This is a genomic window from Pseudoalteromonas sp. NZS71 (assembly GCF_015864715.1).
Classification (GTDB): Bacteria; Pseudomonadota; Gammaproteobacteria; order Enterobacterales; family Alteromonadaceae; genus Pseudoalteromonas; species Pseudoalteromonas arctica.
Genome location: NZ_JADYWS010000001.1, coordinates 216,556 through 242,744, shown reverse-complemented (window position 1 = coordinate 242,744; position 26,189 = coordinate 216,556). Strand labels below are relative to the sequence as shown.

21 protein-coding genes are annotated in these 26,189 nt (G+C 38.9%); 12 read left to right on the top strand and 9 right to left on the bottom strand.

Translation table 11 applies throughout. The annotated features are described in order from the left end of the window. Window positions 1-39: 39 nt before the first annotated feature. The 3 genes from I6E85_RS00990 to I6E85_RS00985 are packed head-to-tail and all read right to left on the bottom strand — an operon-like array spanning window position 40 to window position 2,222. Entirely contained in the window at window positions 40-720 is a 681-nt protein-coding gene (locus tag I6E85_RS00990) for a LytTR family DNA-binding domain-containing protein (RefSeq protein ID WP_024591945.1), read from the bottom strand. Beyond that, complete coding sequence (locus I6E85_RS20875) at window positions 714-1,073, bottom strand: hypothetical protein (RefSeq protein WP_231620987.1); 360 nt, start codon at window positions 1,071-1,073, stop codon at window positions 714-716. The genes I6E85_RS00990 and I6E85_RS20875 overlap by 7 nt, the downstream gene beginning before the upstream one ends. A gap of 18 nt (window positions 1,074-1,091) precedes the next feature. Next, window positions 1,092-2,222, bottom strand: coding sequence for a histidine kinase (locus I6E85_RS00985; RefSeq protein WP_231620986.1), 1,131 nt, complete (start codon window positions 2,220-2,222; stop codon window positions 1,092-1,094). A gap of 343 nt (window positions 2,223-2,565) precedes the next feature. On the opposite strand from I6E85_RS00985, the gene I6E85_RS00980 reads away from it, so the two are divergent. Together I6E85_RS00980 and I6E85_RS00975 are read left to right on the top strand one after the other, a co-directional pair. After that, window positions 2,566-3,429 carry an ABC transporter ATP-binding protein gene (locus I6E85_RS00980; protein ID WP_197236465.1) on the top strand — a complete coding sequence of 288 codons (864 nt, stop codon included), beginning with the start codon at window positions 2,566-2,568 and terminating at the stop codon, window positions 3,427-3,429. Beyond that, the gene (locus I6E85_RS00975; protein WP_024591943.1) at window positions 3,423-6,578 is read left to right on the top strand and encodes a M1 family aminopeptidase; all 3,156 of its coding nucleotides are present in this window, start codon (window positions 3,423-3,425) and stop codon (window positions 6,576-6,578) included. The genes I6E85_RS00980 and I6E85_RS00975 overlap by 7 nt, the downstream gene beginning before the upstream one ends. A 72-nt stretch (window positions 6,579-6,650) precedes the next feature. Here I6E85_RS00975 and I6E85_RS00970 read toward each other — a convergent pair whose 3' ends face one another. Beyond that, on the bottom strand, window positions 6,651-7,166 hold the full coding sequence (locus I6E85_RS00970; protein WP_024591942.1) for an ankyrin repeat domain-containing protein: 516 nt from the start codon (window positions 7,164-7,166) through the stop codon (window positions 6,651-6,653). 130 nt (window positions 7,167-7,296) lie between these two features. Further along, a complete protein-coding gene (locus I6E85_RS00965; protein WP_024591941.1) occupies window positions 7,297-8,823 on the bottom strand; it encodes a catalase in 1,527 nt (508 codons plus the stop codon). A 427-nt stretch (window positions 8,824-9,250) separates the two neighbouring features. On the opposite strand from I6E85_RS00965, the gene I6E85_RS00960 reads away from it, so the two are divergent. From I6E85_RS00960 to I6E85_RS00940, 5 genes are all read left to right on the top strand, one after another. Next, on the top strand, window positions 9,251-9,925 hold the full coding sequence (locus tag I6E85_RS00960; protein WP_024591940.1) for an HAD family phosphatase: 675 nt from the start codon (window positions 9,251-9,253) through the stop codon (window positions 9,923-9,925). 210 nt (window positions 9,926-10,135) lie between these two features. Beyond that, complete coding sequence (locus tag I6E85_RS00955) at window positions 10,136-11,857, top strand: cytosine permease (RefSeq protein ID WP_024591939.1); 1,722 nt, start codon at window positions 10,136-10,138, stop codon at window positions 11,855-11,857. Window positions 11,858-11,917: 60 nt separating this feature from the next. Further along, window positions 11,918-13,441, top strand: a complete 1,524-nt coding sequence (locus tag I6E85_RS00950) for a mannitol dehydrogenase family protein (RefSeq protein WP_024591938.1) — start codon at window positions 11,918-11,920, stop codon at window positions 13,439-13,441. Between the two features lie 2 nt (window positions 13,442-13,443). Continuing rightward, window positions 13,444-14,361 (top strand): carbohydrate kinase, encoded by a 918-nt coding sequence (locus I6E85_RS00945; RefSeq protein WP_007584308.1) that lies wholly within the window; start codon window positions 13,444-13,446, stop codon window positions 14,359-14,361. Between the two features lie 270 nt (window positions 14,362-14,631). Further along, the gene (locus tag I6E85_RS00940) at window positions 14,632-16,101 is read left to right on the top strand and encodes a carbon starvation protein A (RefSeq protein WP_010553606.1); all 1,470 of its coding nucleotides are present in this window, start codon (window positions 14,632-14,634) and stop codon (window positions 16,099-16,101) included. Window positions 16,102-16,188: 87 nt separating this feature from the next. Here the strand turns inward: I6E85_RS00940 and I6E85_RS00935 are convergent, their stop codons facing one another. Then, window positions 16,189-16,707 carry a TetR/AcrR family transcriptional regulator gene (locus tag I6E85_RS00935; protein ID WP_024591937.1) on the bottom strand — a complete coding sequence of 173 codons (519 nt, stop codon included), beginning with the start codon at window positions 16,705-16,707 and terminating at the stop codon, window positions 16,189-16,191. Window positions 16,708-17,100: 393 nt separating this feature from the next. On the opposite strand from I6E85_RS00935, the gene I6E85_RS00930 reads away from it, so the two are divergent. The 4 genes from I6E85_RS00930 to I6E85_RS00915 all read left to right on the top strand — a co-directional run bounded on the left by I6E85_RS00930 (window position 17,101) and on the right by I6E85_RS00915 (window position 19,551). Next, the gene (locus I6E85_RS00930) at window positions 17,101-17,721 is read left to right on the top strand and encodes a glutathione S-transferase family protein (protein WP_024591936.1); all 621 of its coding nucleotides are present in this window, start codon (window positions 17,101-17,103) and stop codon (window positions 17,719-17,721) included. A gap of 49 nt (window positions 17,722-17,770) precedes the next feature. Beyond that, window positions 17,771-18,463, top strand: a complete 693-nt coding sequence (locus I6E85_RS00925; RefSeq protein ID WP_024591935.1) for a cupin domain-containing protein — start codon at window positions 17,771-17,773, stop codon at window positions 18,461-18,463. 97 nt (window positions 18,464-18,560) lie between these two features. Beyond that, window positions 18,561-18,941, top strand: a complete 381-nt coding sequence (locus tag I6E85_RS00920; protein ID WP_002960091.1) for an STAS/SEC14 domain-containing protein — start codon at window positions 18,561-18,563, stop codon at window positions 18,939-18,941. A 157-nt stretch (window positions 18,942-19,098) separates the two neighbouring features. Beyond that, window positions 19,099-19,551, top strand: a complete 453-nt coding sequence (locus I6E85_RS00915; RefSeq protein WP_024591934.1) for a nuclear transport factor 2 family protein — start codon at window positions 19,099-19,101, stop codon at window positions 19,549-19,551. A gap of 44 nt (window positions 19,552-19,595) precedes the next feature. On the opposite strand, the gene I6E85_RS00910 is transcribed toward I6E85_RS00915, so the two are convergent. The 3 genes from I6E85_RS00910 to I6E85_RS00900 form a co-directional block, all read right to left on the bottom strand. Continuing rightward, on the bottom strand, window positions 19,596-20,543 hold the full coding sequence (locus tag I6E85_RS00910; RefSeq protein WP_197236464.1) for a carbohydrate kinase: 948 nt from the start codon (window positions 20,541-20,543) through the stop codon (window positions 19,596-19,598). A 113-nt stretch (window positions 20,544-20,656) separates the two neighbouring features. Continuing rightward, entirely contained in the window at window positions 20,657-23,047 is a 2,391-nt protein-coding gene (locus I6E85_RS00905) for a TonB-dependent receptor (protein ID WP_197236463.1), read from the bottom strand. A 171-nt stretch (window positions 23,048-23,218) separates the two neighbouring features. After that, on the bottom strand, window positions 23,219-24,445 hold the full coding sequence (locus I6E85_RS00900; RefSeq protein ID WP_039488390.1) for a sugar MFS transporter: 1,227 nt from the start codon (window positions 24,443-24,445) through the stop codon (window positions 23,219-23,221). Between the two features lie 176 nt (window positions 24,446-24,621). Here I6E85_RS00900 and gtfA point away from each other — a divergent pair, with 176 nt between their 5' ends. Further along, window positions 24,622-26,094 carry a sucrose phosphorylase gene (gtfA, locus tag I6E85_RS00895; RefSeq protein WP_182724080.1) on the top strand — a complete coding sequence of 491 codons (1,473 nt, stop codon included), beginning with the start codon at window positions 24,622-24,624 and terminating at the stop codon, window positions 26,092-26,094. Window positions 26,095-26,189 lie beyond the last annotated feature (95 nt).

Sequence of the window (26,189 nt, the reverse complement as noted above, 5' to 3'; positions counted from 1 at the left end):
AAAGTTATGTTTTAGGTAAACATAAAATAAGATCTCAGGTTAAATAATGTCGCGCACTTGTTGTTTAAATGACTTGCCAATTTTTACTGACACGCCTGATGCTAGTTGAACGCTTTCATTACTTAACGCAACCACTTTGTGTTGGTTAATAGCGTAAGATTTGTGGACTTGAATAAATGAAGTATCAAGCTCTTGCAATATGTATTTGAGAGTGCAGCTTGCAAGTAATGCTTTTTCACCTTGCCATACTTTTACATAATTTCCATACGCTTCAAACATGTCTATGTCGCTTAATTGAATTTTATGTTTTTCACGATCGATTTTAAGCGTAATAGTCAGAGGTGCCTTGGGATTTAGCGTTATGTGTTTTCTTTTTTTCCGTACTTTATTGAGTGCTTGTTCAAGGCGTTGCGCAGAGACTGGTTTTAGTAGGTAGTCAGTTACGTCAAGTTCAAAACCGGCTAAAGCATATTCTTGATACGCACTAATAATAATCACTTGTGGTCGATTCGCGAGCACTTTGAGTAATGCAATGCCTGATAGTTCGGGCATGTTTATGTCTAAAAATAACAAATCAATAGATGATGTGGCTAAAGCACATAATGCATCTTTAGCGTTAAGGTATTGTCCGCTTATATTAATGTCTTTATGTGCACTTAAATGATGAAGTATAACGTCATGCGCGAGCGGCTCGTCATCAACAATTATTGTGTTTAACATGCAGGCAGCTCCAATTTAAGTGTGGTTTGCCAAAGATTTTTATTTTCATTAATAATTAATGTGTACTTATTTGGATATAAAAGAGTCAGCCTACGGCGTAAATTGTTAAGTCCCACCCCATGCTCTGAATTGTTATTAGGTAGAATAGGGTTAGAGGAAAATAGCGTTAGTATGTTATCGGCCATGGTGATTTTAAACACAACCGTTACTTTTTGTGACGTGGGTTCTACACCATGCTTTATCGCGTTTTCTAAAATCATTATTAACAGTAGTGGCGAAATTAAATAGTGTTGTTGATATTCAGGCCATTGCACATCAAAGTTGCAGCGCTCAGCACTTCGTAAATGCTGCAATGCAATAAAACCTTTTAATTAATTAATTTCTTTTTCTAAACTCACCTGTGCTTTTTGGCCTTCATAAACACTGTAACGCAGTAAGTTAGCTAATTGCATAACAAGATCTGGTGCATTATCTGCTTTTTTTAATGTTAGTGCGTAAAGGTTGTTTAATGTATTAAATAAAAAATGAGGGTTAATTTGCTGTTGAAGTAGCTTTAGCTCTGTTTTTGTTTGTTGCTGGGCAATGTTGCTAATTTGAACGTGTTGTTGCTGTCGTTCAAACGCTAAAATAATCGGTGTGCTTATAGCCAAAAATAAGAATACAAACTGATAATTTTCAGGGCTGAAAATATTATCATTACCGCCTGGTGTTAAGTTAGCAATGCCTGAGGGTAAATCGTTAATAGGTAACAGTAGCAAGCACGATGTTAATATAGGTGTAAGTACAACGAGGCTTATTAAACTTGCAAACAAAAATATTAATACGCCATGATAGGTTAATACGTAGCGTATTAATAAATATCTATTTAATAAATACACTCCATATACTAATCCGGCACAAACAGTAATTTGCCAAAGGTAACCCAAAAAAGTATCAAACTGTGTGAATACTTTATAAACGTCAATAACAGGCTCAATAGGCTGATTTAACATAGGATCAGTGTGCGTATTGAGTATGCTTGATGTAACTATTGCCCAACCTAAAAGTACTATAAACACGACAGTATCAAGTGAAAACAAGGATTTAAGCCATTTATTACTCAACACATTGTTATTTTTATTAGTGCGTTTAGTAATAAGCCATATACCACTTGCAGATGCGCACAGTGTCCAACATTGTGCATCAAGGTATTGCCATTGCGAAAAGTTAAGAAGTTGGTTATTAAATACTAGCAAGAGAGATGGATAGGCTAAAAAGCCTAACAGCCAAACTATGATTGCGGGTGTAAGTAATAAACGATATGCAAACGCATGGGCAATAAAAAAGGGAATACACTGTAAAAAAAGTTGAATATTAATAGCCAGATATTGGCTCGTTGAATCCATATGTGATGACAAAAAGCGTATATGAGAGTCGAGCATAATAGCGGCTATTAGCGGTAAAAAAATTATTAGCTGGGTAATGCTAAAGCGTTGCCATATTGGTGTATTGGCTTGCTGCATATGTGACTCCGTTTTTATTATAGTTTCTGAGCAGATATGCTTAGATAAAATTGTCTTTTTATTTTAAACATTACCTTTGCACAATTCACTACGCTGAGCGCGCTAGTTTATCCATAAAATTGTTTCAATCATAATTTATTTTTAAAATAATTATTTTATTTCATAGGGTTAGTAACCGTTTTAAGCATACTAGGCCGTTTATTTAAATGATGAAAGGTCATATTTAAATGACCAACGTTACTTTTTTATGTTCATCATTTATTTCAATACGTTAACCATTATTTTCTCGCTTGTATTGACTTGCTTTCTTAAGCTGGTGCTATACCAATTAAGGATGAAACTAATGCTTACACTGAAAAATATCAACAAAAAATACGCAGATGGTACGCAGGCTTTGAATGATGTGACGATCACTCTACCCGCCGGTATGGTCGGTCTACTTGGCCCTAATGGGGCGGGTAAATCAACACTTATGCGCACACTCGCGTGTTTACAAAATGCCGACTCCGGACATATTAATTTTAATGGCCTTGATGTGATTAGCCAACCAGATGCGCTTAGATCGCAGCTAGGTTATTTACCACAATATTTTGGCGTGTATCCCAATATGAGTTGCCGGGCGTTACTTGAGCATATTGCCGTATTAAAAGGCATAGATGGTAATGCACGCAAAAACCAAATTAATAGTTTACTTGAACTAACCAATTTGACTCAGTTTGCTAATAAAAAGGTCGTTAATTTTTCGGGAGGAATGAAGCAGCGTTTTGGCGTGGCTCAGGCTTTGTTAGGTAACCCAAAACTAATTATTATGGATGAACCCACTGCTGGGCTTGATCCTGTGGAACGAGAAAGTTTAAATAATTTACTCGTTAGTATTAGTCAAAATAGGTTGATATTGTTATCGACCCATATTGTTGAAGATGTAGAAAATTTATGTCACTACGTGGCCATTATAGATCAAGGAACACTCATACAAAGCGGTGACGTAAAAGAGTTACTAGTTCCTTTAGAAGGTAAGATTTGGCAGCTCGAAAGTTTACCTACGGGCATACCAAATCAGCATGTATTAAGTAAGAGCCATCGCTATGGTAGAGCGTCATTTCGTGTGTATGCAGACACAGCGCCTGCACAAAATGCAATAAACTCGCCCGCTACGCTTCAAGACAAGTACTTTTTTGCACTCAATGAAGGAAGTCAAACATGTTAATTTTTAATGAGTGGCGATATGCAGTGCGCCAACCACTTGTTTGGCTGTGCATTATTATCCCTTTGGTATTTGCGGTTATGTTGTCCTCTGGGCTTGCAGCAGTTGAAGTTAATTCGTTAAAACAATTTAAGTTAAATATTACAATGCTACAAATGATGCAGTTACCTGTGCTTGTAGGAGTATTGGCGCCCGTTATATTTTTACGAGATCAGCACGCGTCAATGCAGGAGCTTATTTATGCTACGCAAACTAGCTTATTTAAGCGCAGTTTAGCAAGAGTATGCTTACTGATTTGCTTGGTTTTTATTATTAGTTTAATCAGTGATTTAGTAATGATATACATGCAAGTAAGGCAATTGGGCTATATACCAAATATGGTTTCTTTTACTGTATTTAATAGCTTTTTAGTGTTGTTACCAAATAGCTGCTTTTTAGTTGTTGTTGCCTTTTTTGTTTGCCATAAATCAGCTAATTCATTACCCAATTATGTTGTTTTTGCGGTGTTGTGGATAGGCTACATAATGCTTGCAAGTATTACCGGAAATCCAATACTTGCTGGAAGTAGTATTATAAGCAATCGATTTTATACATTATTTGTTTGGCTTGACCCTTTTGCATACACAGCCGTAATAAACAGTTTAACCAATTCATTAGGGGCTTCATTTGCTATTAATCGCGTTGTTGTGAGTATGCTTACTGTTGGTATTTTTTATATTACTTTTAGTAACAATAAAAAAAACACATTATTAAAGAGTGAAAATGGTAAAAATACTAACGAATACATTCGTTACAACACGTTAAAACCCGCTGAATATAAAACAGCGAGAGTCACGCAAAAACCATTTTTGATGATGGCCAGTTTATACAAAATTACGCTGGTTAATTTGGTTTCACACCCTGTTACTTTACTGATTATTTTTGTTTGGCCGGTGATGGTTTTTAATAGTGTTGCCTCGTCGTCTAGTTATGTTGAACCAATGAGTGTTATGAGCACCACAAGCCTTGATGCGATTAGCTATTATGCATTTGATATGCAATTGTTGTTTGGCACTTTATTAATGGCTTTGTGGAGCTGGCAAGTAAGCTGCTTTGCTAAATACTATAATATAGCTGAGCTGATCGCTGCCACACCGCTCAAAACATATTACTTTTTAAACAGTCAGTTACTGGTCCTAGGTACTATGATATTGGTTTTTTTAACAATGAGCTTATTAGGGGTAAGTGCAGCTCAGTGGTTTTTACACAGTGCATATCAATTTGAAGTACATTTAACCATTTTATTTTTGATGGCAATTGTGCTTGCCATTATTGCGTGTGTATTTTTGTGTGTATTTAATTTGTGTCGTTCGCAGCTTATTGCGGGTTTGCTAATTGCTGTTATTTTACTGATCAAATTTACACCGATAATGACTTATCTTGGTCTTACGCATACATTGTGGAGTGTTGGTTGGACGCCTTTGCAGGCACCTGATAACTTTTGGGGTTATCGTGCAAGTATAAGTAGTTATTGGCCTTATATATCAGTTTGGTTAGTGGCGTGTATAAGTTTAGTTATAATTACGGGGATTTTTAATCACCGAGGTGCCGGGTTGAGCCAAAGAGTAATGGGGGTTAAACATTTTTGGTTACTTATACCTTTACTTATCACTGTGGCGCTATTTACTCAATTACATTTAAGACTGGTTGAGGAGAAGCCTTTAACCAACTCGCATAAACGCGAGGCATTTAAAGCACAATACGAAAAAGCATTCTCACAATGGCGCAATGTAGCACAGCCAAGCATTATGCACATTGATGCTAATGTAGACTTTTACCCGCATCAGCAGCAAGCTCATTTTTCCTTAATATATACCTTAAAAAACACCCATCAAGCCCCTATTAAAGAGATATTGGTTGGGCGCTCTGGTTTTTATAAATGGGCTGATATTGAAATCTATGGCGCGCAAAGGGCTAAAAGCTTTCCCTTGCTTAATCAAGCTGTGTTTAAGTTTGAGAATGAAATGCAGCCAGGAGAAATACGTAAACTAGTTACACGGTTTGATGTTCATCAAGCTAAGCTTTGGCCAGTAAGAGGCCATCAGATAATAACCCCTGAATTTAGCTATATACGATCAGTGCCTTTATTGCCGACTGTTGGCTATCAAGATAATTATGAATTAACCGATCCTATACTTCGTCAGCAACACACACTTAAAGTGAAGTCGGTGATTAGACCCACGAAGCTATTTGCTAAAACGGCGAAAGCAAGTACTCATTACCAGTGGCTTACTATGTCGAGTAAAGTGAGTACAACAAGGGGTTATCAGGTTATAACCCAAGGAGAGGAAATATCACGTACCAGCAAAGATGACCGCGAAATATTTCATTTTGAGACTCGTACACCCATAAATGCTATCCCAGCTTGGGTGACGGTGCCTTATTCCCCTGTTACCAAACAGCAAAATGGCGTGATATTAAACGTGTTTGCTAAAGATAAAAACGAGCCAGCACGAGCGGTGTCTATAGCTGTAAACCTCAGCGCAATGGGCGATACAATAAAATGGCTTAATAATATAAGCCCTTATAGAGCAAAACAATTGAGTTTAATAGGCTCGCCTAGTGTTGGTGCTACAGGTTATGCATTGCCGCAACTTATACTTATTGAAGACAGTGTTGGTTTTAGATCAAAGCCAAGCGCTAATGCAGGCTTTGATCAACGCTATCGCCGTGCAGTTCATGAAACCGCGCATCAATGGTTTGGCCATGATATTGGTAATGGGGTATTTTCAGATAGCGCTTTTTTAGTGGAGTCTATGGCAAAGTATATTGAGCTTGTTGTTATAGAGCAGCGTTATGGGAAAGCAACAATGCAAGCGCTGGTTGAGTATGAAACAACACGCTATGAGCAAAGTATGCTGATGAACATAAAGGAGCGATCAGCCTTAGTTGATGCTACACAAAGCTTTGATCAATATTCGCGAGCAACCATTGTCTTTGCTAAGCTACGCGCTGCTATTGGGGATGAACCCATTATTAATGCGCTCAAGTTGGTTTGGAAAAATCATGGTTATCCAAACAGTCCCGCTAATTCTATGGATTTTATACGAGCATTAAAACATGAAGCTGGAAAAGAACAAGAAAGCTTAATAAACACACTGTTTTTAGAGTAAGTACGTTTAATTTGAACATATATTTAGTAAATCAAAAGCCCTATTATTTTAGGGCTTTTTGTTGTGTGCGGATTATTTTGCATTATTTACCTGCGCTAGTAACTCTATAACTTTTTGTTGACCAAATGTTTGTGCAAATTGCTCGGCTGTTTGACCTGCTTTGTTTTGATGCGCATTGTCGCAATCAAGGCTAACAAGTGTTTTAGCGATACTAAATTCACCTCTAAAAATAGCGGCCATTAGCGCTGTGTTACCACGGTTATCTTCTAAACAGGCATTAGCGCCTAAGTGCAATAGCGTATTAACTGTGTTTTTATTACCGTGATAAGTGGCAATCATTAACGCGGTGTAACCTTTATTGTTGTAGCTGTCGATAGGGATACCAGCATCTACAAATTGCTCTATTACAGCGGTGTCGTTGGTACGTGCTGCGGCAAAGTAATAAGCAAATAAGCTTTGGTATTGAGTTTTTGCAGAATGTTGGCTTTCAACTTGCGTACTGGGTGTTTGTGTACTTGGGGTATTTTGAGCGTAAACGCTACTGGTAAAGCTCAGTAGTAGAGCGACTATAATTAATAAATTACGCATAACAATTGTCTCTTATAAAAAGAGGAAGGGGGTTATCCCTTCCTCATTATTGTGGTTGTTTGTATAGCTGCTTAGTTGGGACTAATTTTTACAACTGATTACTTACAGCTAGTTAATTACAACTAGCTACTTACAAGTTAGCTGCTAGTTGTTTAACCATTTTAATATCGCCGTTTACAGCTTTAGTTAAGCGTGTACCGTACTCACTGTCTGCTTTGTAAAAGTGGCTAAGCATTTTGTGTTTAACACTGCTGTTTTGCACTTTGCCTAAATCGCCTGCTAGGTTATTAATTAGGTTTGTACGTTCTTGTTTGCTAAAACCACGGTATATAACACCTGCTTGCGCGAAGTTTTGCTGCTTTTTAATCGCGGCTTGTTGTACAAAGCCTTTAAGCTCTGTGTTACTTCTACGTGCAATTGGGTTTTCAGCTACGTTTTCTTGGCTTGGCTGGTAGTTCACATTGCTTGTTGTGTTCCCGTAGTTCATTGCACCGTCTTGGTTGTAGTTAACCACTTCAACTTTTGCACGGTTAATTGGCAATTGCTGGTGGTTAGCACCTAGGCGGTACATTTGTGTATCAGCGTAAGAAAACATACGACCTTGTAATAAGCGGTCTTCTGATGGCTCAATACCTGGAATAATGTTTGCCGGTGCCATTGCTACTTGTTCTGTAGATTGGAAGAAGTTAGTTGGCATACGGTTTAAGGTCATTGTTCCTACTTTAGTTTCTTTAATGTCTAACCACATTTTTGTTGCATCTAACGGGTTGTAATCAAAGTCATCAAGCTGCGATGGATCAAGCGTTTTAATGTACAGATCCCATTTAGGGAAATTGCCTCTGTTTATTTCAGTGTATAAATCTTGTGTTAAATGCTGAAAGTTTTGGCTTTGTACTTTTGCCACTTCTTTTGCGTCAAGGTTATCAATACCTTGTTGACTTACCCAATGAAACTTAACGTATTTAACATCACCCGATTTATTAATCATTTTGTATGCATGTACACCCCAACCGTCCATTTTACGAAGACTTGCTGGTGTACCGTAGTCGCTGTAAACCCACGTTAGCATTTGTGTAGAACCTGGTTCGTGCGAGAAAAAGTCAAATACACGGTTAGGATCTTGAATGTTATCAACCGGAGATGGTTTTAAAGAGTGAACCATGTCTGGAAATTTAATCGCATCACGAATAAAGAACACAGGTAAGTTATTACCTACTAAATCCCAGTTACCTTGGTCTGTGTAAAACTTAGTTGCAAAGCCACGTGGGTCACGCAGTGTTTCTGGGCTACCTTTTGAGTGAATTACTGATGAAAAGCGAACAAATACGTCTGTTTCTTTACCAGCTTGTGCAAACGGTGCTGCAATTGTTAAATCGTCTAGCTCTTTTGATGCTACAAACACACCGTGTGCGCCAGTACCACGAGCATGCACAACACGCTCAGGAATACGCTCACGTGCAAAGCGTTGCAGTTTTTGAATTAGTTGCACGTCCTCTAGTAATACACTGCCACGTTCGCCCGCAGTAATTGAATTTTGGTTGTCACCAACAGCTGCGCCGTTATCTTTAGTAAGTGTTGTTGCTGCGCTTGCCGGTAATGCTATTGCAAGTGCCAGTGCAGTTAGTGTTAATTTTGTTTTGTTTATTTGAGTATTCATTGTCGACCTCATCTATTTAAAAGTGCCGGCAGTGGTGCAGGCTGTTAATCTGTTAACGATAGTATTGATTTTATTGACTTCGGTAAAACTGATTAATTAGATTGATGTGATTTGTAAAATAGATGAAATAAATTAACAGGAGCACTTTTTACGTTAACGGAATTTTTTTACTACGACCTTGGTCGCAATATGCTTTTATAAAGTTGATTAAATACAAAGGTTTTTAGTTTTATCTGAGTGTATTTTCACCAAGCTGGTGCGTTTTATACTTACAGTGTGTTGACATATTCGTGCAATAAAGGGAATATGCTCAATCGGTGGGCTTATGCTCATTATTGAGTTGCACTAAAAAGCTGCACAATATTAATCGCGCTTAACTCGTTATACTTAAATTAGCTAAACCAAACAGTTTTAATAAGGTGACAAGATGAATACTAACATTGAGCTAGTGATATTTGATTGTGATGGCGTTGTTATTGATAGCGAAATTTTAAGCGCACAAGTACTCATTAATATGCTTGTTGAAAAAGGCGTTGATATTGACCGTGCTTATGTACAGCAACACTTTTTAGGCTGCAATTTTAAAACAGTAAGCCAAAAAATAGCGGATGCATTTAATGTCACTCTTCCTGAAAGCTTTGAAGGTGACTACCGCGAAGCACTGTTAAACGAATTTGAAACAGGGCTAACCACGACTGACGGTATAAAAGACGTACTTAACAATTTAGCTGTGCCTATTTGTATAGCTACTAGCAGCAGCCCAGCACGCACCGCAAAAGCGTTGAGCGTAGTGAGTTTAAGTAAGTACTTTAGCGATACGGTTTTTACCAGCAGCGAAGTTAAGCGTGGCAAACCAGCACCCGATTTATTTTTACATGCAGCTAAACAAATGGGTGTAAAGCCAGAGCATTGTTTAGTGATTGAAGACAGTAAAGCCGGCGTAAATGCAGGAATTGACGCCAACATGCAAGTACTGCATTACAGCGGTGGGCAACATATGCAAGGCTCTGTTAATCATGTACACAGTGCTTACCCAAATGTTGATCATTTAACGCATTGGCAAGATTTTTTTAGTGCATACCCTGCACTTAAAAAGCAGTAAACACGCAGCTTTTTAAATAAACAAAGTTTTAAACGCGATTTGCTCGCCTTACACACTGACAGGCAAGCAAACGCAAAATATAAATGTAGATGGTTTTGCTTTACTAAAAATAAAACAAAACATGGCAAAACATCATGCGTTTATAAGCCAAATTATAAAAGGCGAAGTATTTAGGTATTAAGTACTTTGCTGTTAACAATAGGAAATACCATGGCAACGAGTCCACACACACAAACATTTAAAGATGTAAACGAAGAGCAACTTCCTGTTGCTAATAATAAGCTTCACGGCTGGAAGCATTTTGCAGGGCTATACGCCGGCGAACATGTTGCGGCTACTGAATTTGTTATTGGTGCAACGTTTGTTGCATTAGGCGCTTCAACCATCGACATTCTACTGGGTTTATTAATAGGTAACCTGTTAGCAATGTGTTCTTGGTGGCTGATTACTGCACCCATTGCAGTAGAAACCCGCTTAAGTTTATATAACTACTTAAACAAAATCGCTGGTAACTCAATGACCAAGCTCTATAACTGGGCTAACGTGGTTATTTTTAGTGTTATATCGGCCGCCATGATCACGGTATCCTCCACCGCCGTGCGGTTTTTGTTTGATATACCTGCGCAACTTGATTGGTATCCAAATAGCTTTTGGTTTGTAGCCATTGTTTTAGCTGTTGGCTCTATTGTTGTGTTTGTTGCGATGTATGGCTTTTCTACGGTTGCTGACTTTTCGAAACTGTGCGCGCCGTGGCTATTTGTTATATTTATTGCAGGTTCGTTCGCGTTATTCCCTGAGCTTTCAAATCACGTATTAGGTTCTACCTCTTTAACTAGCTTTAGCGACTTTATGACCATAGGCGACTCCTCCATATGGACGGGCACCAATGCCGATGGTGAAAAAGGCATTGGCCTATTAGAAGTGATTGGCTTTGCATGGGCTGCTAACTCAATTACTCACTTTGGTTTAATCGACATGGCTATTTTTAGATTTGCTAAACGCAAAAGCTATGGCTTGTTTTCTGGCGTGGGCATGTTTTTTGGTCATTACTTAGCGTGGATCTCTGCCGGTATTATGGGCGCAGGTGTTGCGGTATTACTTAAAACAACTATTTCATCACTTGATCCGGGCGATGTTGCATACCATGCATTAGGTTGGACTGGCTTTGTTATTGTAATTATTGCCGGTTGGACTACAGCTAACGCAAACCTTTACCGTGCAGGTCTTGCAGCACAATCTATATTTGTTAATCAATCACGTGAACGCACAACCGCTATTGTAGGTGTTGTAACCGTGATTATTGCGTGTTTCCCGTTTGTATTTTCACAAATGCTTCCGCTACTTACCTACGCAGGCTTATTAGTTGTGCCAGTAGGCGGCATTGTGTTTGCTGAACATGTGTTATTTCCTAAAATTGGCCTAACACGTTACTGGGCTAAATATAAAAACATTACCCGCAGCGTACCGGCTATAGCATCTTGGGCGTTAGCGCTTGTGTTTGGCTTTGGTTTAAATGCTATTGATGTAATGTCGTTTTACTACTTGTTTATTCCTACGTGGATTTTCACAATCGTTATTTATACGCTTTTAGCTAAAAAATACGGCGCCGGTGAAGATTACACACAAGAGATTGAAGCAGAAGAGCAAGAGCAACGTGATATTAAAGAATATCAAGCTGCTGAAGCTAAAGACATTCCAAAGCCAGTAATTGACAGCTCTGTATTTACCAAAGTACTTAATGCGGTTTCTACGGTTTCACTGGTTATTATTTTTATATTTGCCAGCCAGGTGATGTTTTTCAGTGAAACTATGAGTATGTACAGCGCTAATAAATCGCAATTCGAAATAGCCTGTTTTATTTGTACTGTTATTTATTTTGTTACTGCGTACTGGTCGTTAAAACGCCATAAAGTACTCAATACAGCATCGTAATTACTTATCGTAATACAGTATCGTAATTTATATTTTATTTTTGTTTAGTAAGGTCGCACCATGACGCAACATCAACACACTGACGCTCTAGTTACAGGGCTAAACCAACAAAGCTTGGCTCAATTACCAAGCCATGTTGATACACCAACCTACGACCGTAGCGCAGTTAAAGCCGGTATTGTTCATATTGGCGTGGGCGGTTTTCATCGTGCTCATCAAGCGGTATATGTTAACGAGCTTTTAAAAACCCCAGGCTCTGAGCAATGGGGCATATGTGGTGTTGGCCTTTTAGAGGGTAACCGTGGTCTGCGTGATATTTTAAAGCAGCAAGATTACCTTTATACGCTTACTGTTAGACACCCAGACGGTAAAATAGATAACAAAGTAATTGGCTCAATGATCGACTTTTTGTTTGCTCCAGAGGACAAACAAGCGGTAATTAATAAGTTAGCGCACAGCGATACTAAAATTGTGTCGCTTACTATTACCGAAGGCGGCTACAACTTTAACCCTGCAACGGGCGAGTTTGATTACAGTAATCCAGATATTATTAACGACATTAATAACCCGAACGACCCAATTACAGCGTTTGGTTACATTACGGCTGCGTTAAAACTGCGTAAAGAGCAAGGCTTAGGCGCATTTACAGTGCAGTCGTGCGATAACATTCAGCACAACGGTAACGTAACACGTAAAATGCTTTTAGCCTTTGCTACAGAGCAAGACAAAGACCTAAGTGAGTGGATTGAGCAAAACGTATCGTTTCCAAATGCGATGGTTGACCGTATTACACCGGTATCTAAAAAGAGTGATATTGATTATGTGGTTGATGCATATGGTGTTAGCGACGAGTGGCCAATTACCTGTGAGTCGTTTACACAATGGGTAATAGAGGACACATTTAGTGACTCTCGCCCAAATTGGGACGTTGTTGGTGCACAGTTTGTTACTGATGTAACGCCTTATGAAACCATGAAAATACGCTTACTTAATGCAGGGCATTCTGTACTTGGTTTATTAGGTTCAATCCATGGCTATGGCACTATAGACGAAACGGTATCTGATGAATTATTTGCCACATACCTGCGTGCTTTTATGGATAAAGAAGTAACGCCAAATCTTGAACCACTTGAAGGTATTGACCTTGAAAGCTACAAAGATACGTTAATAGAGCGTTTTGCTAATCCTAATATTAAAGACAGCCTAGCGCGTATCTGTAGTGAAAGCTCAGCTAAACTGCCTAAGTTTTTAATTGCTACAATTAACGAAAACCTAGTACAAGGTCGCGATGTATCACTGGCAACGCTTGTTATTGCTACTTGGTGCTTATACAGCGATAAGGGTTTAAGTGAAAACGGCGAGCAACTTGAAATTCAAGATGCGATGCACAAAGAGCTTAATTCTTACGCGCAAGAGACTCAAACTAGCCCGTCTGCATTTTTAAAGTTAACGAGCTTGTTTGGTAAGCTTGAGCATAACGAAACGTTTACTGCTGAATATAAAAAGTCGATTGCTGCGTTGTATGCACCTAATAGTAAAATTAAAGCCATTATGCAGGCTGTACTTGATCAAAAGAGTAACTAATTATGAGCATTTTAATTAATCATAAATCAGGCGAAAACGTAAGTGTTAGCTGCTTTGGCGAAGTGCTGTGGGATTGTTTTGATTCAGGTAAACGCTTAGGTGGCGCGCCACTTAATATGTGTGTGCGTATCAACTCACTAGGCATTAAAGCCGACATGATCAGCGCTGTTGGTAACGACGAGTTAGGCGCTGAGTTACTAGGCGAAATTACTAGCAAAGGCGTAAGCTGCGAATACATTGCTATTAATAGTGACAAAAAAACTAGCACGGTTGAGGTAACACTCGACAGTGGTGGCTCAGCAAGTTATGAAATAGTGGCAGACACTGCGTGGGATAATATAGCGCTTACTGATGAGTTACTTAGTAAAGTCAAAAGTAGTGATGTATTTGTATTTGGCAGCTTAATTGGGCGAAGCGAAGCGTCTTTAGCAACGTTAAATCAATTAGTTGATGTAGCAAACTTCAAAGTGTTTGACGTAAACCTACGTGCACCGCATTACAAGCTAGAAACACTTGTAGATTTAATGAATAAAGCAGACTTTATTAAATTAAACGATGAAGAGCTATACGAAATAGCAAAAGCGATGGGTTGTAAGTTTCATTCGCTTGAACAAAATTTAGCGTTTATAGCACAGCAAACAAATACCGATTACTTATGTGTAACCAAAGGTAGCCACGGTGCTTTATTAACAATCAAAGGCGAGAATTTTTATAATTCAGGTTATTTAATTAGCGTAATTGACACTGTTGGCGCAGGGGATTCGTTTTTAGGTTCGTTAATTTATCAGCTTTGTAGCAACGACGACGCGCAATATGCCGTTGACTTTGCATGTGCCGTTGGAGCAATGGTCGCCGAAAGTTCTGGCGCAACACCTACTTTAACGCATCAACAAATTAGTGAGTTTATGAACCCACTTTAAAAAAACATTGTGTGTGAAAGCGGTTATAACGTAAAAGTTTAACCGCTTTTTTTGTGCCCAAAATAAGACGTGTGTAATAAACATTCAATGTGGAACGTTTAGTGTGCAGGTTGCGTAAATAGTGGCTTATATCGATTATTGTATTAGCTAAACGTCTTATTGTTTGAGGGTTGAAGCTTTGTTATTGTTCGTCGATTATTCACGGATTGAAAAGGCGGGGCGACACACAATGCGCTCTATAACTAAAATACAAAAAGAGAAACGTGCTTTATGATCATCTTTTTTATCTGCCTCACTATTTTAATACTGGGCTATAAGTTTTACAGCCCATTTGTTGAAAAACAAGCCGGTTTGGATTCAACTGCTGACACACCACAAAAACGCTTTAGCGAAGGTGTTGATTACGTAGCTATTCACCCTGTACGAGCATTTTTAATTCAGTTTTTAAACATTGCTGGCGTAGGTCCAATATTTGGCCCAATTTTAGGTGCTTTATACGGACCAGTTGCACTAGTATGGATTGTACTTGGTAATGTTTTAGGTGGCGCTGTACACGACTTCTTCTCAGGTGTAATGAGTATAAAAGAAGACGGTAAAAGCCTACCAGAAATCGCAGGCCATTATTACAACGTCGTATTTAAAGGCTTTATGCTTGTATTTACTGCCATGCTACTGTTTTTTGTAGGTGTAGTATTTATTATGAGCCCTGCAGGTTTGCTAAGTAACCTTGATTTTTTTGAAGGTACAATACTGGCAAATAATACCTTTTGGGTACTCGCTATTTTAGCGTATTACTTTTTAGCTACCTTGCTACCAATTGATAAAATTATCACGAAGTTTTACCCAATTTTTGGTGCGCTAATGATTGTAATGACAGTGGCAATTGCTATTTCATTACTAATTAATGCGCCGCACTTACCGGTACCAAGTGACTTTTTAGCTTACTTTGAAGCTGATCACGCACATGACTTTTTAGAGCCAAACCCAGATGGATTACCAACATGGCCATTGTTATTTATAACAATTACCTGTGGTGCTATTAGTGGTTTTCACTCTACTCAAGCGCCAATTATTGCGCGCTGTTTAACTAACGAAAAATACGTACGTCCAGTTTACTACGGCGCTATGATGTGTGAAGGTATTGTAGGTTGTGTATGGGCACTTGCAGGTATTGCAGCGTTCCCAGATGGTTACGCTGGCTTAAAAGCATTGCTTGATCAAGGTGGTCCAGGTTTAGTTGTTAACCATGTAGCTAACAGTTACTTAGGTGTATTTGGCGGTATAATGGCAATTATTGCAGTAGCCGTTTTCCCAATTACTTCTGGTGATACAGCGTTCCGCTCATTACGTTTAACAGTTGTTGATGCGTTTAATATTCCGCAAAGTTTACGTAATCGCTTATTAGTGGCTGTACCTATACTTACTATTGCTTACTTTATGACGAAACTCGATTTTTCATTAATTTGGCGCTACTTTGCATTTTCAAACATGCTGCTTTCTACAAGCGTATTATGGCTTGCCACTAAGTACTTGTTTGACCGTGGTACATTCCATTGGATTGCGAGTGTTCCTGCTGTTATAGCAACTGCGGTAACGGTTTCTTATATTGGTACTGCCGCAATTGGTCTTAACTTATCAAGTGATTTAGGTAAACCTATTGGTGCTGTAGTAACAGTGATTGGCTTAATTGTTTTAGCTATTGTGCACTCTAAGCATAAAGTTAAACCAACAGCGGTTTAATAATAATCACATAAGTTATTTCAAGCATTAAAAAAGCGAGCTATTCATAATGAATAGCTCGCTTTTTTTGTGTACTAAATTAAGGTATTACTGAGTTGCAAGTTCAAAGTAACTGTTATCGTCGAGCGTTTTGCTTATCATCATAGCGCCCTCAAGCAAGCTCACTGTTTGAATAGCCGCTTTAGTAGGGTTGAGGTCACCATTAGCTAAATGCGCAGCGCTAAGCCATGTTAAATTTTGATTAAAAAAGCGTTTTACTTCAAGGCGTACTTTATCTGGAAGGCTATCGCTTTCGGCTCCTAGCAAACCACATAAACACATTTTACGATCGGTTACTAATGCACTTCTAAAAAGCTGAGTGTACACATCAATAGGATTTTTACCGCTTGCTTTAAGCTCGTTTGGCTCGCCTAACGCAGCTAAAAAAGAATTAGTATATTGATGAGCAAGCTCAGCACCTAAATCGGCCTTAGTCGGAAAGTGATAGTGCACACTGGCGCTCTTAATTCCAACTTCGCTTGCGAGCTCTCTAAAACTAAAATTACTGTATCCGCCAAGGCGCACCTTGTTTTCAGCTGCTTTTAATAACGCTTCTTTTTTACTCACTTTTAATATTTTCCTATCTGCAGTAATACCAATTTTATTAAAACATGATCATTGTATCGCATTAAACAACTCACTAACTGCGTTAAAAATTATTCATATAGAATAACTAGATGTCATAATTTTCGCCTTGTTGTTATTGCGCTATTTTCTTAGCGCAATAATAGATCACTTATTTAATGCAATTGGTATAGCAAAATTATCGACCAGTAGGTAGTTATTTACAAGCGTTTTTATTTTTAAGCAACCCCCTAATTTTATTATGAATTAAGTTAAATCCTATAAATCAGAAAAATTTAAACGTTGACTTAAATTTAGTTTAATATTATAAATTACCTACCGGTAGGTAGGTTGCTGCCATTAATTCACTTTTAAACAATAAAGATAGAGATTGCTATGAAAATTTATGATGTAGAAAACTTTCCAAACCCACTTCGTGTTCGTATCGCTTTAGCTGAAAAAAATGCCACTGCAAATGTTGAGTTTGTACCTGTTGATTTATTAAATGGTGAGCACAGAACAGAAGCCTTCTTAGCTAAAAACCCATTAGCAGGTGTGCCCGTATTAGAGCTAGATGACGGCACGTTTATATCAGAAAGTACCGCTATTACTGAGTATATTGATACCGCATTTGAAGGCCCATCTTTAATGGGTGAAACCGCAAAAGAGCGTGCAGTAATTAACATGATGCAAAAACGCGCAGAATCTATGGTGCTTGACGCTGTGGCAACTTACTTTCATCATGCAACTGATGGCTTAGGTCCAGAGCTTGAAACGTATCAAAATGTGGCTTGGGGTGAAAAACAAGGCGAAAAAGCACGCCAAGGGTTTAGCTATTTTAATGATGTACTAGCGCAATCGGCGTTTGTTGCTGGTGAGCAGTTTAGTATTGCTGATATTACATTGTATGCTGGTCTGGTATTTGCTGGATTTGCACAAATAGCAATCCCGAATAAGTTAACCCATTTAGTTGCATGGCAAGAAAAAGTAGCAGAACGCCCAAGTGTTGCGGCTTAATTAGGTTGTTAGTTTAAAGTTTAAGTGGAGTTACGGTTAGGAGCCAAATATGAAAATTGCTGCCGATTTTAGTAAACGAGTTGTTGTACATAGCGAAACGCTACCGTGGGTTGCATCGCCAATGGCGGGTGTTGATAGACGAGCACTGGACCGTGTGGGCGACGAAGTTGCTCGCGCAACGACTATTGTTCGTTATGCACCTGGCAGTGAATTTTCGCCGCATGTTCATACAGGCGGTGAAGAGTTTGTTGTGCTTGAAGGGGTATTTCAAGATGAACATGGTGACTTTGTGGCAGGTTCTTATATCCGTAATCCACCGCAATCAAAGCATAAACCGGGGTCTGAAAATGGCTGCGTTATATTTGTAAAGTTATGGCAGTTTCAGCCAGATGATCGAACGCACGTGCGTTTGCAAACAGACTTGATGCAAAGTACGGTGCATCCTAGTTTTAAAAATGTAGCCGTAACCCCTTTATACCAAGACGACTTTGAAGACGTATGCTTGTTGCACTTTAAGCCTAACGCTTGCATGGTTATAAACGCAAAAGGTGGAGCAGAGTTCTTAGTACTAGAAGGCTCATTTGATGAGCAAGCCGATACCTTTGTAAAAAACAGTTGGTTAAGAGTGCCTATTAATAGCTCTGTTAACGTTAAAGCGGGAAGTAATGGTGCAAAAGTATGGCTTAAAACGGGCCATTTAACTGATGTAGAAAACCAGATATCTCGCGTACAAAATGCGTAATTGAGTCGTTTATTTGAGATTATTTATTGATTTAGTTCAGGACTAATTAATTTTAGAAGGTGTACTTTACCACTCAGCCTATTTAAGGAGAGCAGTAATGGTACACACAACACATGGTTTATCGATTGGTCTTGAACGTGCAGGAAGAGAGTTTTTTTTAAAACTTAAAGCCGTTGGTACGCTTACTCACGACGATTATAAAATAATTACCCCAATGATAAACTCAGCTCTTGGCGAAGTTAAGCACCCAGTCGTGAACGCCTTAATAGATGGTAGCGAACTTGAAGGTTGGGAACTACGCGCAGCGTGGGATGACTTAAAGTTAGGTGTTAAGCACTCTAAAGAATTTAAAAAAGTAGCTATTTACGGTAATAAAGAGTGGCAAGCTCGAATGGCAAAAATAGGTAACTGGTTCATATCGGGTGAGGTTCAATACTTTGAAAATGCTACCGCAGCCATAGATTGGCTAGATGAATAGCTTGATTGAAAAAATTAAATTAAAGCACTCTTATAGAGTGCTTTTTTGCTCTATGAGTAACATTGTTAGGTAGTTACATTCGGTTTATTTCAATTGTTAATACTGCTCTATTAAAATACACTAATTATTATTGAGCAAACTACACATTATAAAAACAATGAAACAAGTACTTACCTTTATTACATTCCTGATATTTTCTACATCAATACATGCAAAAGATAACAACATATTCACGCCGGTTAGCGATCTTTTTTTGGCTGTTTCTAACGTTGATCACACGCAAATGCGTGCGGCCGTTGATGATTCATTTCTACTTTTAGAGCACGGTGAAGTGTGGACTATTAATGACTTTATAAATGTTGTTAAGCCTTCTGACTTTATAAGAACTAATTATTTTAGTGTTATAAATTCGCGTGTAGTGGGTGATGTTGCATTTATTAATTACTGGAATAAAGCCAATATTAAAAGCACCGAAAGAAGTATTGATATTTATTGGTTAGAAAGTGCCGTTGTATCAAAAGTGGGCGACAAATGGTTGTTATCGCAAATGCACTCTACTCGGTTACCCCAAGATGAAATACCAAAAGGTGTCACTTTTATAAAGCAATAGATATAACTCTAACTTGAAGCCCCGTAACATGGGGCTTTAATCATTTAAATTACATCAGCCAGCACAGGTAATGCCGGAAATGCCCCTTTAGCTAAACACGCTTTAGAGCCACATTTAAGAGCAAAGTGCAGGGCGCCTTTTACGCTCGCTTTATCATTTAGTTTATCTGCTAGTGGTAAATCACTTCCTAAGTTATTTAAGTAGTATAAAACCCCCGCTATAAATGCATCACCTGCGCTTGTTGTATCTACGGCGTTTATTTTTGGTGCCGATTCGTTAAGTGTAAATGCGCTGTGGTAAACCGTGGCAGGCTCTGGCCCATCGGTTAAAAACACCAGTTTAACTCCGGTATTTAATAGCATTTGAATGTAATCATCGCTCGTTGTATCGCTATGCTGGGCTAAAAAATTAAGTTCATCACGCGAGAGTTTTACTATGTCACAATAGGTGTAACAGGCTTTTACATTGCTTGCTATATCGTTTGTGTTTTCCCACAAGCTGTAGCGTAAATTTACATCAAAACTGACGAGCTTATTATTCGCTTTTGCAAGTTCTAGCGCTTTAACCGTTGTGTTGGCAATTGCTGATTCGGTTAATGTGTTTGAACAAAAGTGTAGTGTGCTTATTTCTTGCCAATTTATATGCGCTAAATGCGCCTGGGTTAATAGTACATCGGCTGTATTATGGCGATAAAAGCCAAAACTACGCTCGCCGGTTTCATCAAGGCTTACTATAACCATGGCGGTTTGTGAGCCTGCAATGGTAAATAAATAGTCTGTATTTACATTGTATTGCGCTAATGCATTACTTAATTGATTGGCAAAATGATCGTCCCCTTTACCACCACAAAATGCAGCCTCTGCGCCGAGTTTTGCGTAGCCAACAGCTACATTGGCAGGCGCGCCACCTGGTATAGGTAAATAGGCTGAGTTATTAGCATCTTGTGGCAGCATATCAATTAATAGCTCGCCTAAGCACAGGAGTTTAGTCATTTGGAATATCCTAAAAAGCCTAGCAAGGCTAGGCTAAAAAACGTGAAGGGTGTTATTTATTCATACTTTAAAAGGCGCTACAGTGACTACTCACCGCAGCGCAATACACACATTTAGTTAAAAGCGTATTTTAAAGTTACCGACGTTGTGCGGCCGTTAATAGTACGGGCACGAATAATGTTATTTTCAGGTACTGAACCTTCTTCTGCTTCTGTAATACCTACTGTATCAAATAGGTTATTCACATTAAGCGCAATATTAAGGTTTTCAGATAAGTCATAGCTTACAAAGCCATTTACCTGTGTGTAGCCGTCAAATTGTAGATCGTTATTATCTTGAGCGTATGCATCGGTAGTACCAATGAAACTTACCCCTGCAGCGCCTTTTTCATAGTTGTAACGTGCCATTAATGAGTAAATTAAATCGGCTTGACGACGCGGTGTATTACCTACTACCTCAGGAGCAAGTGCGTCTTTGGCTATTTCTGCATCGGTCCAGGTTAAATTACCGCGAAAATCCCATGCATCAATAAAGTAAGTAGATTCTATTTCGATCCCTTTTGCTTCGTATTCACGGTCAAAAAATGTTTGTGATGTTGCTTCAAAGTTTTGCTCTTCAGTTTCGGCAAAAAACGCAGTAGCAAACACTGATAATGAATCAAAGCGCTTTTTAACACCAAACTCAAATTGGCTCACTTCATCAACAGCGTCTTCTTTTGCAACAGAGCCGTCGGCGCGTACTTTACCAAATAAAAGTCGGTCGGCGTTTGCTCGCCCACCCTTACTTATACGTGCAAACGTGGCAAGGCTTGGGTCAATTTGGTAATTAGCACCAATTGAATAAGACGAATAGTTCCAGTCATAGTTTACTGGGCTTGCGTTGGCAGTATCAATTCCAGCAACATTTTGTTCCGGCACAGAGATCACACCGTCGCGGTTCATATCTACTGTTGAAGTCACTGCACCTGCGTATGTTCCGCGAGCTTCACCGCTATCGTAGCGAGCACTTGCATCAATGCTTACGTCACCTAGCTTAGTCGAAAATGCTACGTAAGGGGCGCGAGTATCGTATTCTGTATCGTAATCACGTTGACAACAGTTACCAAATGCACTGTAGGCGTATAAACCGTTTTCAGATAACTCAGTGCCATCGGCACCTGTTACATTTAATAATGCAGCATTGTCACCCTTGAGCTCCATTACGTAAGAATTCCATAACCACGACATAGCAATGTTTTGAGTTGACGCGTAATAACCAAATGTAAGGCTGGTATCATCGTCGAACGATTTAGTTAATTTAAAGTCATTAACTATAGAGCCGAAGTCATTCATTGTGACATCAAATGTCACCATCTTCATTGCTAAACCATCGTTAAACGCTTCACCGGTGTTCGCGTTACTCAAGGTTGCACCTGCGCCACCAATGCTTTCAGCTATTGATGTTGCACTACCGACTTGTTCTGTGAAAGGTGAATTAAAGTTACCGCTAATTGATGACTTACGGAAACGGTTTTCAATACGCCAATCGTTATCTAAATCAAATACAGCTTCAAAACCAACAGAGTCAACCTTTGGATTCATACCATCACGGATATCACCACTGCTAATTTGGTTTTCACCATTTAAGCGTACTGTTTTAGTAAATAATGCTGAGTGAGGTGTGTCTGATTGCGCATCAAAGCCAGCAATAGAGTCACCATTTGAGTACATTGGCATTGGAAGGTAGCCAACACTCTTATCGTCTAAGTGTTTGTAATAAAGGCGAACGTAACCGTTGTCGAAATCTTTTGTAAGATTAGCTTTTATTTGGCCACCTTTATTAGACGTGTAACCTGTTTCGCGCGGGCCTTCGCCTTGTCGAACAAAACCACCAACATGAAAACGCACGCTATCGGTTAAGTAAGTGCCGTATTCGAAGTCTGTACGAACGCTGTCGTAATCTAAGCCAAGTGTTGTAGACACACTGCCAGATTCGTTTTCGCCATTTTTAGAGATAAAGTTAATAATGCCACCAGGTGCATTACTTGCTGCAGTAGATGCTGAGCCACCACGAATCGATTCGATAGTTTGCACAGTGTTATCTAATCGCATAAAAATATCTGAATTACCAAAAGCGATATCACCGTATTGCATTACAGGTAAACCATCTTCTTGTAATTGTAAAAATTTTGCACCGCCTGAAGCAACTGGCAGGCCACGAACAGCAATATTTGCATTGCCTTCGCCACCTGTAGATTCTGCACGAATACCAGGGATTATTCTAAAAGCCTCGGCTGTTGAGCGAGGAGTAGACACTTGAACTTGTTCAAGTGATACGCTACTAACTGATACGCTTGAAGCCATGATTGTTGTTCGACGTGGTACGCCGGTTACAACAATTGTTTCAAGACCTTTGTTTTGTGATGCTTCAGGTGTTGCTTGGTCTGTTTCTTGTGCGTTAACGCCTTGACTTACGGCAAGTGCTAAAGCGCTGATTAAATATAAAGGTGTATTGTGTGTTGTCATGTGAACGCCTCGTTGTGTTGAACCCAGTAGGATTTGTTGTCTTTACTTAATCGATTAAGTAAAAATAACAAATATTTTACAATAAGCAAATCATTTTGTGTTTAATTTGCTCTTTTATTATTCATGTATTGATTTTAAAAGTGTTTTTTTATTGTATTGAGATACAAGTTTTTAAGCTGTTGGGTTATTTTCTTGTAAAGCACTCATTGATGGGTCGCGTAAATAATTGAACAACATAGCTACAAATAAAATCACGGCAAACCCTGTTGCTAAGTAAAAGCCATAGCGCACATGGCCAAAGTAATCGCTGATCATACCCATAAATAAAGGAGCTAAAGCAGCCGATAATGCGGTAAAAAATAATATAACGCCGGCTACGGCTCCATGGCGCTCAGCAGGAAAACACGATATACCTTTAGAGTTTAAAGTTGGGTAAACCATAGACATAAATAAACCTGAAAGAGGTAGTAACCCTACAGCCCAGTCAACGCCACCAATAAGTGTACCCACATAACAAAGCGCAATACCTAAGCTTAAATAAGCCATAACACCTTGCCAGCTATAACGATTTAGTAACCATACGGCAATAAAACGACCTGCAGCACGTAGTATAAAAAATATAGTAAGTGCATAAGTGGCAAGGAGTGGCCAAGAGCCTGTGTAGTCCTTTAATAGCGTTGGCATCCATACATAAATAGCCACTTCAGTCGCTACATAAAGTGCAATAGCTAAAGAAAAGCCAAGTGCATAAGGGTTTTTTACCATTTTCATGGTCGTGGCCAAAGAGGCTGGCTTTTCAGTTGTTTTAACTACGTCAGGGTAGTCTGCGCGCCATGCTAATAAAGCAAGGATTAAACACATTACGCCCGCGGTAATATACAGGTATGTCCAACTAACGTTTTGCACTAATAAAACACCAACTAGGGCAGGGCCTACAATAGCGCCAATGCCAAAAAAGCCCTCAACCTTGTTCATAGTTTTAGTATGGTCGTCGTTACTATGTGAAATATCGCCAAGCAATGCCAGTGCGCCGGTTTTAAATAAACCAATGGCCAGGCCTATGCAGCAAAGCAATACTAAAAAGAAAGTAAAACTGGTGCTAAATGCAAATAAAAAACAACTCGCGGAAAATATTAATAGACCTAGCATAATGGTTTTTTTACGGCCAAGGCTGTCAGCTAAAAAGCCTAAAAATAATCCACTAAAGGCAATGAGTGCCATAGGAGCGTAATGAAATGCACTAGCTTGAGTCATGCTCAAACCGAAATCTTTTATAAGTTCGGGGATTATCATGCCGACTGCGTCAGAGGTCATGGCAAACATAAAAAACATCATGTATGTAAGCCAGCGTATTTGTTGCAGTGGGTCGCTGCTTACGTGAGTGTGTGATTTTGTCATGTGTTTATTCCTCGTTAAATTCTCTATTAATACTTCGTAAGTCAGTCAGTTGCTTACTGTAGTATTACGTGAGACACGAAATTTGTATGTAAAATTATTAAAAATTACTTGTAAATTCTTACTCGCTAGTTAAAGATATATCTTAATCGATTAAGTTTCAACACGGTAATCACACAATGATGAAGAATAAAGTTCAATTGATCACATATGCTGATCGAATCACTGGCCAAAATATAGGCGCGCTAACCACACTTTTAAACGGCCCTTTAAAAGGCGTATTTGGTGGTGTGCACTTATTGCCATTTTACAATCCTATTGATGGCAGCGATGCTGGCTTTGACCCTATTGATCATAGTGAAGTTGATTCTAGAATAGGCACTTGGGAAGACATACAAGTATTAGGTAAAGATCTCGACTTAATGGCTGACCTAATTGTTAACCATGTATCGGCGCAGTCTTTTCAGTTTCAAGATGTATTAGCTAAAGGTAAGCAATCAGAATTTTGGGATTTGTTTTTAACCAAAGATGATGTATTTCCAAATGGTATGAGCGAAGCTGAGCAAAAAGCAATTTACCGCCCACGCCCAGGTAGTTGCTTTACGCCAATGCAGTGCGGCGACGGCCAAACGTACGACTTTTGGACCACTTTTACCGATAACCAAATTGATATAAACGTAAAAGTAGAAGCCGGTGTTGCGTATTTAAATAACGTACTTACTAAATTTTCGGCTAACAATGTAAATATTATTCGTTTAGATGCGGCGGGTTACGCCATTAAGCAAGCTGGCACTAACTGCTTTATGCTTGATGAAACGTTTGGCTACCTAGATAACTTATCTAAGCAAGCAAACGATTTAGGCATGGAAACCATTGCAGAAATTCATAGCCATTATCAAACTCAGGTAGAAGTGGCAAAACGCGTAAATATGGTTTACGACTTTGCGTTACCACCGCTTATTTTACACAGCTTATTTAACAACGATGTAGATGCACTACTCAAATGGTTACAAATTTCGCCACGTAATTGCTTAACCGTACTTGATACACACGACGGTATTGGCATTATTGACGCAGGTCCAATGGGCGACAAACCAGGGCTATTAAATGCACAGCAGATTGATAACCTAGTAGAAACTATGCACGCCAACAGCAACAACCAAAGCCGCCAAGCTACGGGCGCTGCAGCGAGTAATGTCGACTTATATCAAGTTAACTGTACGTACTACAACGCATTAGGTGCTAAAGACTTTGATTACTTACTGTCGCGTGCAATTCAATTTTTTGCTCCAGGTGTACCACAAGTGTATTACGGCGGCTTATTTGCCTGTGAAAATGATATGGAGCTATTAGCTAATACAAATGTTGGCCGTGATATTAACCGCCCATATTTAGATGCAAATATAATCGACAAAGCCTTAAATAAGCCTGTAGTAAAAGGTTTAATTGAATTAATTAAAATTCGCAATTCACACCCTGCATTTGCAGGTGAATTTAGCGCCCAAGGTGAAGGCAGTATGTGTTGTTTATCGTGGCAACTAGATGAGCAAACTATTTCACTTACTGTTGATTTTAAATTACGCCATGCACTTATTACGCAGGTAAATGGTGATGAAGAAACAACGATTAACTTAAATTCATTTTTAGCTTAATGTTATAAAAGTAATTTACAAACGCCATGTAAAGCAAAAGCCAAGCTTAAGTAGCTTGGCTTTTTAACACATAAAACTATTACAAGGTTTGTAAG